Source organism: Methylobacterium sp. Gmos3, assembly GCF_056430985.1.
In genome coordinates, this window is the sequence record NZ_JBWJYL010000008.1 from 324,991 (window position 1) to 341,092 (window position 16,102).

General features: G+C 68.0%; 17 protein-coding genes and 1 tRNA gene. 10 read left to right on the plus strand and 8 right to left on the minus strand.

The window, feature by feature from the left end; genetic code table 11:
- Positions 1-145: 145 nt before the first annotated feature.
- The 4 genes from ACS5Q7_RS18810 to hemB form a co-directional block, all read right to left on the minus strand.
- On the minus strand, positions 146-892 hold the full coding sequence (locus ACS5Q7_RS18810; RefSeq protein ID WP_478340784.1) for an arginyltransferase: 747 nt from the start codon (positions 890-892) through the stop codon (positions 146-148).
- 124 nt (positions 893-1,016) lie between these two features.
- On the minus strand, positions 1,017-1,505 hold the full coding sequence (locus ACS5Q7_RS18815) for an RDD family protein (RefSeq protein ID WP_478340785.1): 489 nt from the start codon (positions 1,503-1,505) through the stop codon (positions 1,017-1,019).
- A gap of 71 nt (positions 1,506-1,576) precedes the next feature.
- Complete coding sequence (locus ACS5Q7_RS18820) at positions 1,577-1,945, minus strand: hypothetical protein (RefSeq protein ID WP_478340786.1); 369 nt, start codon at positions 1,943-1,945, stop codon at positions 1,577-1,579.
- A gap of 25 nt (positions 1,946-1,970) precedes the next feature.
- The gene (hemB, locus tag ACS5Q7_RS18825; protein WP_478340787.1) at positions 1,971-3,026 is read right to left on the minus strand and encodes a porphobilinogen synthase; all 1,056 of its coding nucleotides are present in this window, start codon (positions 3,024-3,026) and stop codon (positions 1,971-1,973) included.
- A gap of 262 nt (positions 3,027-3,288) precedes the next feature.
- On the opposite strand from hemB, the gene ACS5Q7_RS18830 reads away from it, so the two are divergent.
- On the plus strand, positions 3,289-3,747 hold the full coding sequence (locus tag ACS5Q7_RS18830) for a DUF6163 family protein (RefSeq protein ID WP_478340788.1): 459 nt from the start codon (positions 3,289-3,291) through the stop codon (positions 3,745-3,747).
- A 225-nt stretch (positions 3,748-3,972) separates the two neighbouring features.
- Entirely contained in the window at positions 3,973-4,479 is a 507-nt protein-coding gene (gene ldtR, locus ACS5Q7_RS18835) for a transcriptional regulator LdtR (RefSeq protein ID WP_478340789.1), read from the plus strand.
- Here the strand turns inward: ldtR and ACS5Q7_RS18840 are convergent.
- Positions 4,476-5,078: an exopolysaccharide biosynthesis protein gene (locus ACS5Q7_RS18840; protein ID WP_478340790.1), complete on the minus strand. Its 603-nt coding sequence runs from the start codon at positions 5,076-5,078 to the stop codon at positions 4,476-4,478. The genes ldtR and ACS5Q7_RS18840 overlap by 4 nt on opposite strands.
- A 322-nt stretch (positions 5,079-5,400) precedes the next feature.
- On the opposite strand from ACS5Q7_RS18840, the gene bcsS reads away from it, so the two are divergent.
- A complete protein-coding gene (bcsS, locus tag ACS5Q7_RS18845; RefSeq protein WP_478340791.1) occupies positions 5,401-6,054 on the plus strand; it encodes a cellulose biosynthesis protein BcsS in 654 nt (217 codons plus the stop codon).
- Here bcsS and ACS5Q7_RS18850 read toward each other — a convergent pair.
- Positions 6,021-7,616: a cryptochrome/photolyase family protein gene (locus tag ACS5Q7_RS18850; protein WP_478340792.1), complete on the minus strand. Its 1,596-nt coding sequence runs from the start codon at positions 7,614-7,616 to the stop codon at positions 6,021-6,023. The genes bcsS and ACS5Q7_RS18850 overlap by 34 nt on opposite strands.
- Before the next feature lie 127 nt (positions 7,617-7,743).
- Here ACS5Q7_RS18850 and ACS5Q7_RS18855 point away from each other — a divergent pair, with 127 nt between their 5' ends.
- The 3 genes from ACS5Q7_RS18855 (at position 7,744) to ACS5Q7_RS18865 (ending at position 9,105) form a co-directional block, all read left to right on the plus strand.
- Complete coding sequence (locus ACS5Q7_RS18855) at positions 7,744-8,610, plus strand: formyltransferase family protein (protein WP_478340793.1); 867 nt, start codon at positions 7,744-7,746, stop codon at positions 8,608-8,610.
- A gap of 171 nt (positions 8,611-8,781) precedes the next feature.
- Positions 8,782-8,973, plus strand: a complete 192-nt coding sequence (locus tag ACS5Q7_RS18860; RefSeq protein WP_478340794.1) for a hypothetical protein — start codon at positions 8,782-8,784, stop codon at positions 8,971-8,973.
- Positions 8,974-9,030: 57 nt separating this feature from the next.
- Positions 9,031-9,105, plus strand: a tRNA-Gly gene (locus ACS5Q7_RS18865).
- Positions 9,106-9,207: 102 nt separating this feature from the next.
- On the opposite strand, the gene ACS5Q7_RS18870 is transcribed toward ACS5Q7_RS18865, so the two are convergent.
- On the minus strand, positions 9,208-10,809 hold the full coding sequence (locus ACS5Q7_RS18870) for a GMC oxidoreductase (protein WP_478340795.1): 1,602 nt from the start codon (positions 10,807-10,809) through the stop codon (positions 9,208-9,210).
- 347 nt (positions 10,810-11,156) lie between these two features.
- On the opposite strand from ACS5Q7_RS18870, the gene ACS5Q7_RS18875 reads away from it, so the two are divergent.
- Together ACS5Q7_RS18875 and ACS5Q7_RS18880 are read left to right on the plus strand one after the other, a co-directional pair.
- A complete protein-coding gene (locus tag ACS5Q7_RS18875; RefSeq protein ID WP_478340796.1) occupies positions 11,157-11,873 on the plus strand; it encodes a sensor histidine kinase in 717 nt (238 codons plus the stop codon).
- Positions 11,857-12,543, plus strand: coding sequence for a response regulator (locus tag ACS5Q7_RS18880; RefSeq protein WP_478340797.1), 687 nt, complete (start codon positions 11,857-11,859; stop codon positions 12,541-12,543). Before ACS5Q7_RS18875 ends, ACS5Q7_RS18880 begins: the two co-directional genes overlap by 17 nt.
- A gap of 7 nt (positions 12,544-12,550) precedes the next feature.
- Here ACS5Q7_RS18880 and ACS5Q7_RS18885 read toward each other — a convergent pair whose 3' ends face one another.
- Positions 12,551-12,874 carry a hypothetical protein gene (locus ACS5Q7_RS18885; protein WP_478340798.1) on the minus strand — a complete coding sequence of 108 codons (324 nt, stop codon included), beginning with the start codon at positions 12,872-12,874 and terminating at the stop codon, positions 12,551-12,553.
- 335 nt (positions 12,875-13,209) lie between these two features.
- Here ACS5Q7_RS18885 and ACS5Q7_RS18890 point away from each other — a divergent pair, with 335 nt between their 5' ends.
- A complete protein-coding gene (locus ACS5Q7_RS18890; protein ID WP_478340799.1) occupies positions 13,210-13,905 on the plus strand; it encodes a sugar transferase in 696 nt (231 codons plus the stop codon).
- A 15-nt stretch (positions 13,906-13,920) separates the two neighbouring features.
- Positions 13,921-16,074 carry a GumC family protein gene (locus ACS5Q7_RS18895; protein WP_478340800.1) on the plus strand — a complete coding sequence of 718 codons (2,154 nt, stop codon included), beginning with the start codon at positions 13,921-13,923 and terminating at the stop codon, positions 16,072-16,074.
- Positions 16,075-16,102 lie beyond the last annotated feature (28 nt).

The window sequence follows — 16,102 nt, forward strand, 5'->3', positions numbered from 1 at the left end:
GCTGCGCCCTTCGGGCTCGGCGCGGGCGAATAGGGAGTATGGAGTAGCGAATAGGGAGTAGCGAATAGCGAATAGAACGAAGCGGCCGGCGCCCCGCTTCCACGCCCAAACTATTCGCTACTCGCTACTCCCTATCCGCCCAAATTCACTCCACCCGCATCCAGCCCGGCCCCATCAGCCGCTCCTGCGGCTTGAACTTGGCCTTGTAGTCCATCTTGCGCGAGCCATCGACCCAATAGCCGAGATAGAGATACGGCAGGCCGAGCTGCTTCGCCCGGCGAATATGGTCGAGGATCATGAAGGTGCCGGGGGAGCGCCCGGCCTCGGTCGGCTCGAAGAACGAGTAGACCATCGACAGCCCGTCCGAGAGGACATCCGTGAGGCAAACCGCCATCGGCCCGCCCATGCCGCGCCCGGTAATCGCCGTATCCGGCCCGTGGCGGCGGTACACGACGAGATGCGTGTCGACGTGGCTGTCCTCGATCATCATTGCATAGTCGAGCATGGTCATGTCGATCATGCCGCCATCGTCGTGCCGGGCGTTCAGGTAGCGCCGGAACAGGGCGTATTGGTCCGAGGCCGGGCGGTTCTGCTCCGGCGCGCCGATCAGGTCGCTGTTGCGGGCCATCACCCGCTTCTGGCTGGCGCTCGGGACGAAATCGTCCACCACCACCCGCACCGAGACGCAGGCGCGGCAGGATTCGCAGGCCGGGCGGTAGGCGATGGTCTGCGACCGGCGGAAGCCGCCCTGAGTGAGGATTTCGTTCAGGTCGCGGGCGCGCCGGCCGACGAGGTGCGTGAAGACTTTCCGCTCCTCCTGGCCCGTCAGGTACGGGCACGGCGAGGGCGCGGTGAGGTAGAATTGGGGGGTGTCGCGCGGGTGGCTCGTCACGCTTCGTAGGAACCTCGGCGACAGCCGCTCACGCCGCGCCCCTCACCAATCTACAAGGGTCGCGGCCGGGCTCAATGGGCCTGAAGGCCATACCGCACCCAAAATGCCGCGACGCTTGGCCCGCCTAGCGTGTGTGGACGACAGCGAGGCCCAGAAGCAGGTCGTGGCAGAGGCGCCGGTCGGACCGCACCAGCCCGAAGGCCACATCCACGCACCAGAGCAGGAAGGTCGAGACGGCGACATAGAACAGAAGGGCGTGCACCGCCGCCGACACGATGTCGACCGGTGCGCCGCTTTCCGGCGCCACCACCCGCAGGCCCATCATCCGCTGGCCGAGCGTGCTCTGGCGCCGCCCGCCCACGGTGATCGCGCTGTAGATGATGCCGCTCGCGGGCAGCACCGCGAACAGCGTCCAGCCGAGGCCGAAGGTCACGATGCCGATCACCGTGATCAGCAGCGTCAGCAACGCCGTGAAGCCGAGGATGAACAGGATGTCAAGCAGGTACGCGATGGTGCGCGCGCCGAGGCTCGCCCGCACATAGGGTATCGGCAAGGCCCCGGTGAAGGGCGAAACGGCCGGTCGAGCGGCGTAGTCTGTGCGGGTATCGTACATGGGCGGCGGATCCTGCAAACGGTGCAGCGCCGATTAGGTGGGCGCCCTCCCACCCCGCTGCAAGTGTCGCCTCAGGGTTGTCCGGGATCGGCCTTCGCCGCGTCAGGCGTGTCGAGATAGTAGCGTTGCAGCATGTGGAGGGCCGGGCCGGAAAGCGCGGTGCCGTCGGTCGCGACCTCGACGAGCTTGGCCGCGTTGTCGAAGCGGCAGACCATGCGGTGCTGGCGCGTGCCCTCGGCATAATCGACCCGCACCGTCCCCGGCGCGGGTCCCGGCCCGGCGCCCTGGAAGCGGATGCCGGCGCCCTGGGCCACGGCCGGCAGCGCCCGGCGGCAGGTCGCCACGCGGTCGCGCCGGAGCGTGTCCTGGCAGGCGGCGAGCCCGCCGAAGAAGCCCGCCACGATCCCCCCGGCGACGAGCCAACGATGCAGAACCTTCACGGAATGGAAGCCCGTTGCCCTTCCGTCAAAGGGCGCGCAGCTTCTCGGCCACGCGCGGCGCGTGGTAGGTCAGCACGCCGTCGGCGCCCGCGCGCTTGAAGGCCAAGAGCGCTTCGACCATCGCCCGGTCGCCATCGAGCCAGCCGTTGCGGGCGGCAGCCTCGATCATCGCGTACTCGCCCGACACCTGATAGGCGAAAGTCGGCACGCCGAACGTGTCCCGCACCCGGCGGATGATGTCGAGATACGGCATCCCCGGCTTCACCATCACCGAGTCGGCCCCCTCCTCGAGATCGAGGGCGACTTCGCGCAGGGCCTCGGCCGAGTTGCCGGGGTCCATCTGGTAGGTGCGCTTGTCGCCGACGAGCGCGGCCTTGGTGCCGATCGCGTCGCGGAACGGGCCGTAGAAGGCGCTCGCGTATTTCGCGGCGTAGGCCATGATCTGGACGTCGAGGAAGCCCGCCTTGTCGAGGGCCCGGCGGATGGCGCCCACCCGCCCGTCCATCATGTCCGAGGGGGCGATGATGTCGGTGCCGGCCTCCGCCTGGATCAGGCTCTGCTCCACGAGGACCGCCACCGTCTCGTCGTTGAGGATGGCGCCGTCCTTCATCAGCCCGTCATGGCCGTGGCTGGTGTAGGGATCGAGGGCGACGTCGGTCACGATGCCGAGTTCGGGGAACGCGCGCTTCACCGCCCGCACCGCGCGGCAGACGAGGTTGTTCGCGTTCAGCGCCTCCGAGCCCACGGGGTCGCGCAGGCTCACCTCCGTGAAGGGAAAGAAGGCGATGGCCGGGATGCCGAGGCGCACCGCCCGCTCGGCGTCGCGGACGATCTCGTCGACCGTCAGGCGCTCGACTCCGGGCATGGAAGCCACCGGCTCGCGCTTGCCCTCGCCCTCGATGACGAACATCGGCCAGATCAGATCGTCGACGGTGAGCGTGTTCTCGCGGACGAGGCGCCGCGACCATTCCGCCTTGCGGTTGCGGCGCGGGCGCTGGGTAAGGCCGAGGCTCCCGCTGCTCTTGTCCTCGCGGACGGCGGCATAGGCGAGGGGGCGGGGTTCCGGGATTCTGTCCGACATGCGCGCGGGTGTCCGGGCTCGAAGAGGCGGCCGCGCGGGAGGCTCCCGCGGGACGGCCGCGACAGGCAAGCGGAGGCGCTCGCCTGCCGCTGCGCCGGCCTAGCACGCCGGGCGCGGCGGACCCAAGGGCCACACGCAGGGCAGGGGTGCCGCACGTTGACGGGGCGGTCCCAAACGGGTTCAACCCGGCCTGGACGGGCGGCCACAGCGGGAGACGACGCAACGTGAGCATCGAGCGGAGCCTGTGCCCGAGGGTCGGTCCATGCGCGGCCTGATCCCGCTGCGCGGCAAGCCGGCCCGGCCGGGAAGCCTGCTCGGAGACCGCATCGAGCGCGACGCGGCTCCGCTTCCCAGCACCTGGGATACCGCGCTGATCTGGTTCATGCGGCTGACGGCCCTGGCGTGGCTCGCCAAGGCTGTCCTGGCCTGGGCGACGATCCTCGACGTGCGCCCCGGCGCGCCGCCCTTCGAGGCTGAGCCGTTCGGGCGGCAGGCGGCCATCGTCTATTTCGCGGTGGTCGATGCGGTGGCCGCGAGCGGGCTCTGGCTCACCAGCGCCTGGGGCGGGGTGATCTGGCTGCTGGCGGTGACGTCGGGGCTGACGCTCGCGATCCTCACGCCGCAACTCGTGCCGGTCTCGACGCCGCTCCTGATCTTCGGCGTGCTCGTGGTGCTCATCTATTTCCTGCTCTCGTGGCTCGCCGCCCGAGAGAGCCATTGAGGCGCGCGCACAGGATTGACGGAAGCTTATCGCCGCCCCGGCAGGCTTCGACCGTGAGAGTGAACGAAATCTTCCTTTAATCCATTCAGTTTGTCTTTACTGACACAGGTAAATCGCGAATTCATCTTGCCGCTTAAATCGTCTTTCATTCCCGTCGGATAACTTTGCCAACATAAGCGGTGACGGCCACCACGATCACCGCAGGATCCGTCAGGGATTTCACCGATGAAGAGCCAGTCCGCCCGCACCCAGCCCGCCGCCTCCGAGGAGCCGGCTCCGCACAACGCCTATCTCGAGGCGCTGCATCTCGTGGAGCGGCTGCACCGCCGCCTCCTCGACGTAATCAAGGACGAGTTCGAGCGGCGCGGTCGCGAGGACGTCAACAGCGTCCAGGCCCTGCTGCTCTACAACATCGGCGACAGCGAGCTCGCCGCCAGCGAGCTGCGGACCCGGGGCTACTACCTGGGCTCGAACGTGTCCTACAACGTCAAGAAGCTCGTGGAAGCCGGCTACCTGCACCATGCCCGCTCCAAGACGGACCGGCGCTCCGTGCGGATCAGCCTGACCGACAAGGGCCGCCAGATCCACGACATCGTGCAGCAGCTCTACGACAAGCACTCGCGCACGATCACGCCGATCGGCGGGATCTCGGACGACGATTTCGACCGGCTGAACCGCGCCCTGACCCGACTGGAGCGCTTCTGGACGGACCAGATCCGCTACCGCCTCTAAAGGTGCAGCAGCCCGGCGATGCCGGAGACCACGGCGTAGGCGAAGCCCGCATTGATCGCCACGCCGAACAGGCCGACGGCGAGGCCCGCCAGGACCACGATGCCGTCGCGCTCTACGAGGCCGAGGCCGACGAGGCAGACCGCGAGTCCGAGCGGAATCTGCCCGATGAGCGGCGCGGCCACGATCAGCGCGAGGGCGAGGGCGAGCAGCGCCACGCCCATCCCGCGCATGCCGATGGCCGTCTCGAACACGCTGAGGCGCGGCCGCGACCAGCGTTCCAGCCGCCGTAGGATCGGCACGGCCCGCGTGACCGCGCGTTTCACGTCCGACTGCTTGATCGATTGCCCGAGCAGGCGCCTGGGGAGCCACGGCGCCGACATGCCGGCCGCGATCTGCATGGCCACGAGCAGCAGCAGGAGACCGCAGACGAGCGGAATCGGCGGCGGCATCGGAAGGCAATTGGGCAGGCCCAGCAGCACGACGAGCAGGGCGAAGGCCCGGTCGCGCAGAACCGCCACGATGTCCGCTACCGTCAGACGCTCGCCTTCCTGGCTCGCGAGCACGGTGAGAACGTCCGAGGTGCGAGCACCGTAAGACACGTCGCGTCCAACCTTCACTGACTTGCGGCGGGCTCTATCCGAGAACGCCGCCTGCGCCAAGCCGCGCGGCTGTCCCCCGGCTTTTTCGGGCCTGTTCCGCAAACCTGACGTGTCGAAGCGACGGGCGAAGTCTTACTTCAGGTCTCATTTCGCAACCGCGCAATTGTACTGTTGGAAGCTGCAACCGTTCCGATCCGTTTCCAAGTTTTAATACCGCTTTTACCACACGCACCTGGCCGCCCTCACGCGGCCATTCGGTAGGTTCCGCGTCAGGCCGTGTGTGTGCGTCAGTGTCCGTCTTCGCCCGTTGGTTTGCAGCCTGATGATTCTCGGGCTCGCGGGAGACGGCGCTGCGGCCAAGGACCTCGACATCCTCCTGTTCGGGAGCCTGGATGCGGGCCAAGCGACCTTTGCCACCAACGGCGCGAAGATCGGTTTCGACTCCTTGGACAGCGATGGGGCGCTGGGCCTCCTGACCCTCGGCGCGGGCGCGCGGTGGGAACGGCAGCGATGTGGTTGCGGCGCCGGGCAAATCTCTACGCGAGTGACCGCCGACGCCTCGGCGCAGCTTGGCTACCAATGGATGCTCGCCGAGGATGTCGTCGCCGCCTTCGCCGGATTCGAGACCGGCTCTGATGGGTCGTCCCATCTGCGGAACGGACTGCGGGTGCAGGCCGAGGCATGGCTGCGGCCGACCGAGGATACCCTCGTCCAGGCGGTGCTGATCGGCGGGACGGCGCGCGGCAGCCTCTGGACGCGCCTCGCCTGGGGCTACCGCCTCTGGGACACGTATCTCGGACCGGAGGCCAGCGCCTATCTCGACGCGAATTACTACGGGAAGGCGGCCCTCGGCCTCCACGCCACCGATTTCGTCATCCGGCAGGTCCATGTCCGCGCCTCGACGGGCCTGCAGTGGGAGACGAGCGGAGCGGGTCCGGCTCCCTACGTCACGCTGACGACCTGGGCGCCCTTCTGATCCGCCGAGAGCGAATCGAGGAAGCGGGCGGCATCCGCCCGGATCTGCCTGCGGCGCGTCTCGTCCATGCCGGCCAGCGTGCGGTAGGGCATGGCCATCCGCTGGTTGCCCGCGAGCCGTTCCTCGTTCTCGATGAGGAAATTCCAGTAGAGGTAGTTGAACGGGCAGGCTTTCGGGCCGGTCTTGGCCTTCACGTCGTAGGCGCAGTCCCGGCAATAATCCGACATGCGGTCGATATAGGCGCCGGAGGCGGCATAGGGCTTCGAGCCCATGACGCCGCCATCGGCCCAGAGCACCATGCCGTGGACGTTCGGCAACTCGACCCATTCGTAGGCGTCGGCGAAGACGACGAGGTACCATTCCTCGACCTGCGCCGGATCGAGCCCGGCGATCAGGGCGAAATTGCCCGTCACCATCAGCCGCTGGATGTGGTGGGCATAGGCATGGGCACGGGTCTGGTCCACGACCTGCCGGATGCAGTGCAGCGCCGTCTCGCCCGACCAGTAGAACCACGGCAGCGGGCGGACTGCATCAAGGGCGTTGGTCTGCGCGTAGCCCGGCATCCGCGCCCAGTAGAGGCCGCGTACATATTCCCGCCAGCCGAGGATCTGGCGGATGAAGCCCTCCGCGCAATGCAGCGGCACCGCGCCGTCGTGGTGGGCGCGCTCGGCAGCGCGACAGACCTCCTCGGCGGTGAGCAGCCCGGCATTCAGCGCCGGCGAGATGAGCGCATGATAGAGGAAGGGCTCGTTGCCCTTCATCGCGTCCTGATAGTCGCCGAAGGTCGGCAGGCATTCGGCGATGAAGTGGCGCAGCGAACCGAGCGCATCCGCCCGCGTCACCGGCCAGGCGAAGGCGGAAAGGTCGCCGAAATGGTCGGGGAATTCCTGCTCGACCAGGGCGATGGCCTCCCGCGTCACGGCATTCGGCTGGAAGCCGATCCGGTCGGGCAGGCGGTGGCCCTTGGGCAGGCGCTTGCGGTTCTCCGCATCGAAGTTCCAGCGCCCACCCAGAGGCTCGCCCCCCTCCATCAGCAGGCCGGTGCGCCGACGCATCCCCCGGTAGAAGGTCTCCATCCGCAGGTGGTGACGCCCCTTGGCCCAGCGGGCGAAATCCTCGCGCGGGCAGAGGAAGCGGTTGTCTGGGCGGATCTCGACCGGCACCGGCAGGCTGTCGCGCCAGCCCTGCATCATCTCCCAGACCCGCCACTCGCCGGGCTCAGTCACGACGACGCGGGAAATACGATGGCGGGTGAGGGCCCGCTCCAGTTCCCCGGTGAAGCTGCCGGTGTTCCCGTCGTCGGTGAGGCGGACGTAATCGACCGTCGCTCCCTCCTCGCGAAGCTCCTGCGCGAAATGGCGCATCGCCGCGAAGAGAAAGGCGATCTTCTGCTTGTGGTGGCGGACATAGGTCGCCTCGTCGCGGACTTCGACGAGGAGGACGACATCGGCCTCCGTGTCGAGGTCGGTCAGGCTGGAGACGCGGCGGTTCAGCTGGTCGCCGAGGACGAGGCGCAGAATCCCTCCGGCACCGGGCGTCTTGCGTGCTGGACGGCTGGCCACATGTCCTCCCGGTCACGGCGGCGACACCCCTGTTCCCACAGGGGTCGCGCACAGGATAAAGCGGGCCTATGTCCTCCGGTACCGGCAGCGCCCGGCCGTCCCGGCATCACGACGTCGCAGGCCTTTCATGAAGTTCGCCTTTGCGGGCATCGATTTCCTCGGCGGCGTGTTCGAGGCGTTGATCGAGGCCAACTGGACCCCCGTAAAGCTGTTCACCCGGGCCTGCGACGGCATCTATGACCACAACGATGTGGTCGTCGCCCGCGCCCGCGCCGCGCGGATCCCGATCCAGCTCTCGCGAATCCAGCAGAGCGACATCGACGCGCTCCACGCCGCCCATGGGCGGGATTGGGCGCTGGTGGTGGCGGGCTATCCCTGGCTGGTGCGCGGCTGGCGCGGCCGGGCGAATTACGCCCTCAACCTGCATCCCTCGCCGCTGCCGACCGGGCGCGGCCCCTATCCGCTGTTCCGGGCGGTGCTCGACGGCTACGAGACCTGGGGCGTGACGGCCCATGTCCTGGCCGAGAACGGCTTCGACACGGGCGACATCCTCGCCCAGGAGATCTTCCCCATCGGGGCGGGCGAGACGCACGAGACGCTGCTCGCCAAGTGCCAGATGTCGGCCCGCCGCCTCGCCGCCGGCCCCATCGCGCGCGATCTGCCCAACCGCTGGAAGCGCGCCGAGCCGCAGGGTGACGGCTCCTACTGGGCACGGGCGACGGATGCCGACCGCACCCTGGACTTCCGACAGGATGTCGAGACGATCCTGCGGCGGGTGCGCGCCTTCGGCACGGTGGAGACCATCGCCCGAATCGGCGACGTGCGCGGCTTCATCGCTCAGGCCGATGGATGGGTGGAAGCGCATCAGCACACGCCCGGCACGGTGGTCCACAGGCACCGCCGCCATCTCGTGGTGGCGGCGCGGGACGGCTACATCCAGCTCCTGCGCTGGTCGCCGGCCTCCCAGGTGGAGGCCGCGCGGATCGGACGGTGAAGCGGAACCGTATTCTCCCACGCCAAACCCGGCATGGAGCCGACTTCCGTTTCCTCCCAGGCTGTTCTAGGACTTCGTGGAAGTAGTCTGGCCTATCTGGGTCGGCTTGTCCGTGATGACACGCGCTGTGGTTCGCTCCGTCCGGGTGTGCCGCGAGGGGGAGCGCTCGCCATGACGCAAAAGCCCGACGAACAATCCATCGCGTCCGAGGCGATCATCGTTTCGGGGATGGCGATCATCGTTGGCGCCTGCCTGTTCGAATGGCTGGTGATCTCGCCGGAGCATCCCGGTCACGCGCTGTTGCGCGTGCTCGCCGCCGGGCTCGCGGCGACGCTGGTGATGACGGTCCTGCCGCAGGCCTGAAGCCTCCGCATTTTTGGCTGGACAGGCCCCGGCCGAGGGCCTAATCCCCAAAGCCGCGCGGGCGTAGTTCAGTGGTAGAACGTCAGCTTCCCAAGCTGAATGTCGTCGGTTCGATCCCGATCGCCCGCTCCAAGGCTTCCCCTTCCAGCACAGCGGCTTACGGCGGTGGTGTCACCCGCGCAGGGGCACCCTCGGGCCGGATACCGAATCGTCGCGACGAAGCGTGAGCCATCCTCATCGGCAGAGATGGTCCGCGAGGCGCAGAGCCATCGCGACGACGGCGAAGGTCGGGTTCGCGCTGGCCGAGCTGGGAAAGATGCTCGCGGAGGCGACAGAGAGACCGCGGACGCCATGCACCGCGCAGTCGGCATCCACGACCCCGTCCTCGGGCCGCCCCGCCATGCGGGTCGTGCCGATCTGATGATAGCCGTCGCGGGCAAGCCCGCGCACCGCGTCGTAAAGCCGATCCGGCGGGCCATGGTACTCGAGATGCCCGATATTGGCAGCGCGCAGCGCCCGGTCGAGATGCCGGTGCGCGCGGACGACGGAGTCGATGTCGGCGTCGGTGTAACGGAAATCCACCACCAGGCAGGTCGGGTCGGCGTCGTCGAGGAACACCCGGCTGGCGGGATCGGGCGTCTGCTCCGCGTGGTAACGCAGCGCGTATCGCCCGCTGGCGGTTCGGGCCAGGATCGGCAGGTTCTCGACGCGGGAATGCCGGGCCATCGTGGCGAGGCCTCTCAGGGTGGCGGCGGGGTTCCGCACCACGTTGCGGAGGTGGCGCCAGGAGGCCCCACGCGAGGATCCGTTCGCGCTCCCGCGCCAGCGCTCGGAGCGGAACCGGCCGGCGCCGCCGGGTAACATGGCCAGCAGCGCGATCATCGACAGGGCCCCGTCCCCATGGAGGGGATCGCGCGGGGGCGGCGAGCGCAGGGTGAAGGCGGTCCCCAGCAGGCCCTCGGCCGCGATGAGGTCCGGCGCGAGTTTCAGCCGCCGCTGCGCCCAGTGGACGCCATCGTCGCGCGCGTAGAGGAACGGCCCGGCGGCGCGGGGGTCGCGGAACACGAGGGTCGCGATTTCACCCGTCAGATGGCCCATGTAGGTGCGCCCCAGCGAGGACCGCACGGGCGCCAGGGCGCGCGGGTGCCGGGCGGCGAGTTCGAGCAGCAGCCGCGTGCTGCGCAGGCCGCCCGCCGCGATGACGGTCCGGGCCGCGCTGACACGATGCGGCGCGGTCGCACCGCCTGGGGCCGGATCCACCTCTGCACCCGAGACGCGCATCGCCTCCGCGTCGCAGGCGAGCCGGATCACGGGGGCCGACAGGCAGAGCGTCACGCGCGAGGACTGCGCGATGGCCTCCCGATAGACACGATCCAGGGCCGCGCGATGCGTCAGGCGCCCGAATTGCCCGGTGTCGAGGAGGGAGGAGGGGAGTGCGGGGCTCCCCTCGAAGACGTCGCCGCAACCGAGGAACGCGGCGGCCTTCCCATGCCACGCGGCCATCTCGGCATAGTCGATCGGCCAGCCCGGTCGCCCCGTCGCCGGATCGGCGATGACGTCGATCGGATCGAACGGCACGCAGAGCCCGCCCCAGGACGACGTGCCCCCGAAACCCTGTCGCGTGGCGACATCGAGCGGCGCATGGGTGGCCGGGTCAAGAATGCGCGTCGGCGGTGCCGGAGGGCTCTCGCCGCCCTCGCCGCCGGCTTCCAGCACGATCACCGAGCGGCCCCCGGCAGCGCAGGCGAGGGCGACGGCGAGGCCCGCCGGGCCGGATCCGATCACGCAGATGTCGAACCGCTCGCCGCCCTGCGGCGCACCGTGCCGTATCGCCATCAGCTCACCCCCCAGCCCGGCTCGACCACCTGGCAGGCACGTAGCGTGCCAAAAAATGGATGTTGTAAGATCAGTTTCCGGCGTATTACAGTCTAATTGCGCGATATTGGTGCATTATAAAGAGACTAACCCACATGGCACTCTTCTTGCCAGCCATACCGAGAGATGTTATCGCTTACTATCTAGATCTAGCAATAAGATGCCTGGAATATTTCAGGTCATCGAAGTCCAATCGAGGTGTGTTCGCTATTTTTTCCTAGAGATCAGTCGGGCGATGTCACGTCTACGTGAATAGAGCCGACGTCCATCCAGCCTTGTCTGTCCGGCGCTTCGGGTAGCGGAACGAGATGACACTTACCTTCTGGTCAAGGTTCGCGATGAAGGCGGCGCCGCATCAGGGCAAAAGCCCGGATTCAGTGGTGGCCCAGGCCGTGCGCGACGAACGGGCACGAATCAGCCGTGACCTTCACGATACGACCGCACAGCAGATCGTCCTCCTGAAATACAATCTCGAAGCCATGAGGCGGCAGGCACTCCCCGGCCTCCTGTCGATGCGGATCGATCAGGCGATCCGGGATGTCGATCGCCTCGCGGTGGATTTGCACGCGGCGGTGAGCGGCTTGCGCCTGGGGCTACTGGAAACGGAAGGTTTGGCGCGGGCCGTGGCGGATTTCGTGGCGGATTGGAGCCACCGGGTCGGAATCGAAGCGCGGTTCGAACAGCGTGGCGAGGCGATGCCACTGGAAATTGACCTGGAAACGACGCTTTTCCACGTCGTTCAGGAGGCGATGAGCAACATTCTCAAACACGCATCGACGGCGACGCGCGTTTCTGTCATATTGCAGTGCACTGAAGACAGAATCGTCCTGTCGATCGAAGATAACGGCATAGGTTTGCCACCTGACGGATACGCGGGCCAGAGTGATCATTGGGGTCTAATCGGCTTGCGCGAGCGTCTGGCATTGGTGGGAGGAGCGCTGGAGATCACGTCTCGACAGAATTCGGGTGCGACCCTGGTCGCCCGCGTACCGAGGGGAGTCGAACATCATGAGTTCCAGTGCTGACGGGCCGGTGCGACTGTTCCTGGTCGACGATCATCCCCTGTTCATCGATGGCGTACGATCGCTCGTCGACGATACACAGGATATCCTCGTAGTCGGGCAAGCTCATTCGGGGGCGCGTGCCCTCCGTCTGATCTCAGAAATGCAACCCGAAGTTGTTGTGCTCGATCTTTCGATGCCCGACATGAACGGCACGAGCCTCGCCAAGCAGATCTGCGCGTTGCCGGCTCCGCCGCGCATCGTGGTGCTGACCGCGCACGAGGAACGCATCTTCGTGCGGGAGGCCATCGCGGTCGGCGCCCGGGGCTACGTGCTCAAGCGGTCGGCAAGCGACAACCTGCTCCAGGCCATCCGGGCGGTGAGCGGCGGCGGGCTCTATCTCGATCCGGCCATCGCCGAGCGGATGTTACCGCAGCGCGAATGCCTGTCGCGCAATCTCACCGGGCAGATCAACATCATCCAGCACCCGCTGACGGACCGCGAGCGGGAGGTCATGCGCCTCGTCGCCTTCGGCTACACGAACAAGGAGGTCGCGGCCAAGCTCGGCGTGACCTCGAAATCGGTCGAGACCTATAAGACCCGGGCGAGCGAGAAGCTCGACATCCGCACGCGCACGAAGATCGTGCAATACGCGCTGCTCCAGGGCTGGTTCGACACGATGCCGACCCAGTGACGCCCCGTCAGGAATCCGCTTGAGCCTGGCGTTCCGGGCTCGCCGGAGCCGGAGGCACGGCAGCGCCCGGCCGCGCGGCGCGGCCCTCACGAAAATCCCGCAGGCGCGCCCGCACGATCACGCCGAGCCCGTAGCCGACCTGTAGCGCGATCACCGCCACGACGATTGCCACCGGAGCCGAGGCCGACGCGCCATGGCCGAGGGTGCTGAGCAGGGTGCCGGCGAGAATCGCCACGGCGACGAGCGTCACCGTCGCGACGAGCCCCGAGAAGCGCGCGACGACGCTGAGCACCGCACCGGCGCAGCAAAGGCAGATCGCGAAGAGAATCATCGGTCGTGGCGCCTCGGGCCGACAGCGACCGCCGAACCCGCTTCGTTCTGATACCCGGAAATGCCCGGAAAGGCACTCCATCAGGGTCGCTGACAGGCAGGTGGTGAATTTCCGATCTGCCCACCGAAAAACCTGACAGAGCAGACCGGCATCCTGACAGTTTCGTGCTCGCGGAGAACTCGTCAGTCTTGATCCATCTTGTTAGTTAACACTTCGTAAACATTGCCAAGGCGGATATCAGCTGCGCCGCCTTCTGAGCAATATAGGGGAGATTCGCTACGCTCGCCTGTCGAAACCGTGATCGTCGCTGGCCATTCCTTATGCAGGAGGTTTCCGTGCTCACGAACAGTTCGATCAATACTCCGACGACCCAGACGAGCCTCTCGAATATTCCACTCATCGACAAGAACGGCGAGCCGGGCGCCCTGCGCGGGAAACGATGGCTCGACGTCCTCCTTGCCGCCATGGCCCTCGTCTGCTTTGCCCCGCTGTTCGGGATCATCGCCCTCGCGATCCTGGCGCATGACGGAGGCCCCGTCGTGATCCGGCATCGGCGCATCGGCAGGAACGGGGCGAGCTTCCCCTGCCTGAAGTTCCGCACGATGGTGGTCGATGCGGAGGCCGCCCTCAAGCGCCACCTCGCCGAGAACCCCGGCGCGCTTGTCGAGTGGAAGGCGAACCACAAGCTGAAGGACGATCCGCGCATCACGCCCCTCGGCCGGGTCCTGCGCGAGACGAGCCTCGACGAGCTGCCTCAGCTCATCAACATCCTGCGCGGCGAGATGAGCCTCGTCGGACCCCGCCCGATCGTCGCCGAGGAGGCCGTCCGCTACGGCAGCGCCTTCGCCGATTACAAGTCGGTGCGCCCCGGCCTCACCGGGCTGTGGCAGTGCAGCGGCCGCAACGACATCGGCTACGAGGAGCGCGTGCGCCTCGACAGCCGCTACGTCCGGACGTGGTCGCTGAAGCAGGACATCCTCATCATTCTTCGGACGGTCCCAGCCGTGATCCGCTCGCGCGGCGTCTACTGATCCGGGCCGGCGCGCATGCTCCAGATCAATTCGCTGCGGGAGCCCAGCCCGCCGCAGGACGAGGTGCCCGGTCGCTCGGTCACCCCGGCCATCCTCGGGACGGTGGTCGAGCGCTACGCCGTCCTCGTCATCGTCTGCACCATGCTGGGGGCGGGGCTCGCCGTCGCCTACGTCTCCCTCAGCGTGCCGACCTACGTCGCGGGGGCCCAGCTCCTGATCGAGTCGCAGCGCCAGCAGCAACTCCTGATCGTCGAGCCGGGCATGGTCGACCTCACCCTCGACAACGCGCAGGTCGAGAGCCAGGTCGAGGTGCTGCGCTCCGAGCGGCTCGCCGGCGCGGTCGTGGACGCCCTCAAGCTGACGCAGGACCCGGAGTTCCAGAGCGAGCCCGGCTTCCTCGCCTGGATGCGGGCGCCGCGCGCGGACACGGACACGCCGTCCCGGACCGAGGCCGAGCGGCGTCGGGTCGCGGTGGCGATCCTGATGAACCGCGTCGCGACGCGCCGCATCGGCCAATCCTACGTGCTGGAAACGACGGCCCAATCCTACCGCCCCGAGCGGGCGGCCGAGATCGCCAACGCCTACATGAGCGCGTACCTGCGCGATCAATACGACGCCAAGGCGCAGATGGCGCGCGGCGGCGTCGAGTGGTTGCAGCACCGCCTGCGCGAGGTGCGGCTCACCCTCAACAACGCGGCCAAGGCCGTCGAGGATTTCCGCACGCAGAATGGGCTCGTCGCCACGAGCAACGGCCTCCTCAACGAGCAGCAGTTGAGCGAGATGAACAGCCAGTTCATCGCCGCCCGGGCGCAGACCGCCCAGGCCGCCGCGCGCCTCGCCCGCGTCCGGCAGGTGATGGCGCTCGCCTCGGCCGACGCCTCGGTGACGGAGGTGCTGAACAATCAGGCGATCACCAACCTGCGCCAGCGCCAGCAGGACGCCGCCCAGCGCGAGAGCGACCTGCGCGCCCGCTACGGCGACGCAGCGGAGGCCGTGGCGAGCGCCCATCGCGACGTCGTCGCGGCGGAGGCTGCGGTCGGGGCCGAGGTCCAGCGCATCGCCCAGACCTACCTCAGCGACTACGAGATCGCGCAGTCGCGCGAACGCACCTTGGCGGACGAGATCCAGGGGCTGATCGGCGAGGCCGACCGGCTGCGGCAGGCGAAGGTGACGCTCTCGGAGCTCGACGCCCAGGCGCAGAGCTACCGCAAGATGTACCAGAACCTGCTGGAGAAGCTCGCCGAGACGACGCAGAAGGAGACCCTTCCGGTCACCAGCGCGCGGGTCATCGCGCCCGCCAGCGTGCCGCTGAGCCAGAACAGCCCCAAGACGAAGCTCACCGTGGCCCTCGGCTTCGCCGTCGGCCTGCTCTTCGGCATCGGCGCGGGGATCGTCCGGCATCGCATCGACCGCACGGTGCGCAGCGAGGCCGACCTGAGGCGCGCCGCACTGGTCCCAATCCTCGGGCTCCTGCCGTTGCTGCGGAAGCGCTGGCTGAGCCCGATCCGGCACCAGGATGGCGGCCCGTCCTGCGAAGTGATCGAGCGGCCGTTCTCGGCCTTCAGCCTCGCCCTGCGGGGCGTGAAGGTCGCCCTGGAGGTGGCGCAGGAGAGCCGCCCGATCGTGACGCTCGGCATCGCCTCGATCGCCCAGGGGGACGGCAAGAGCAGCGTGGCGCTCAACCTCGCCGCGCTCTTCGCGCAAGCGGGCCGCCGCACCCTCCTCATCGACGCCGACTTCCGTAACCCGTCCTTGACGCGCCTCCTCGCGCCGGAGGCGATGCACGGCCTGTTCGAGGCTCTGTCCAACCGGCATCCGGCCCTGCGCCCGACCGGGATCGAGAACCTCTCGATCCTGCCCCTCCTCATCGATGGGCCGCTCGCCCAATCGAGCGACCTCGTGCGCTCCCTGCAGATGCAGGCGCTGCTCGACCGGTTGAAGGGGGGGTTCGACCTGCTCGTCCTCGATCTCTCGCCGATGCGGGAGGCGATGGACGTGCGCTCCGTCGGCCGGCTCCTCGACGGGATCGTGCTCGTCACCGCCTGGGGCGAAACCGAGATCGGGCTCGTGAGCGAGGCGACCGCCGCCCTCGACGCGGCTCAGGCGAACCTCGTCGGCACCGTGCTCAACAAGGTGCGCGATCCGGCGATACTGGCGCGGACGGTCTAGGGCGCGGCGATGGATTCGCCGCGCCCGA

What these genes read in the sequence shown, in the direction of transcription:
- ACS5Q7_RS18875 (WP_478340796.1), top strand. Translation starts at nt 11,157, where the DNA reads ATGACACTTACCTTCTGGTCAAGGTTCGCGATGAAGGCGGCGCCGCAT.
- ACS5Q7_RS18855 (WP_478340793.1), top strand. Translation starts at nt 7,744, where the DNA reads ATGAAGTTCGCCTTTGCGGGCATCGATTTCCTCGGCGGCGTGTTCGAG.
- ACS5Q7_RS18860 (WP_478340794.1), top strand. Translation starts at nt 8,782, where the DNA reads ATGACGCAAAAGCCCGACGAACAATCCATCGCGTCCGAGGCGATCATC.
- ACS5Q7_RS18815 (WP_478340785.1), bottom strand. Translation starts at nt 1,505, where the DNA reads ATGTACGATACCCGCACAGACTACGCCGCTCGACCGGCCGTTTCGCCC.
- ACS5Q7_RS18895 (WP_478340800.1), top strand. Translation starts at nt 13,921, where the DNA reads ATGCTCCAGATCAATTCGCTGCGGGAGCCCAGCCCGCCGCAGGACGAG.
- bcsS (WP_478340791.1), top strand. Translation starts at nt 5,401, where the DNA reads ATGATTCTCGGGCTCGCGGGAGACGGCGCTGCGGCCAAGGACCTCGAC.
- ACS5Q7_RS18830 (WP_478340788.1), top strand. Translation starts at nt 3,289, where the DNA reads ATGCGCGGCCTGATCCCGCTGCGCGGCAAGCCGGCCCGGCCGGGAAGC.
- ACS5Q7_RS18870 (WP_478340795.1), bottom strand. Translation starts at nt 10,809, where the DNA reads ATGGCGATACGGCACGGTGCGCCGCAGGGCGGCGAGCGGTTCGACATC.
- ACS5Q7_RS18880 (WP_478340797.1), top strand. Translation starts at nt 11,857, where the DNA reads ATGAGTTCCAGTGCTGACGGGCCGGTGCGACTGTTCCTGGTCGACGAT.
- ldtR (WP_478340789.1), top strand. Translation starts at nt 3,973, where the DNA reads ATGAAGAGCCAGTCCGCCCGCACCCAGCCCGCCGCCTCCGAGGAGCCG.
- ACS5Q7_RS18885 (WP_478340798.1), bottom strand. Translation starts at nt 12,874, where the DNA reads ATGATTCTCTTCGCGATCTGCCTTTGCTGCGCCGGTGCGGTGCTCAGC.
- hemB (WP_478340787.1), bottom strand. Translation starts at nt 3,026, where the DNA reads ATGTCGGACAGAATCCCGGAACCCCGCCCCCTCGCCTATGCCGCCGTC.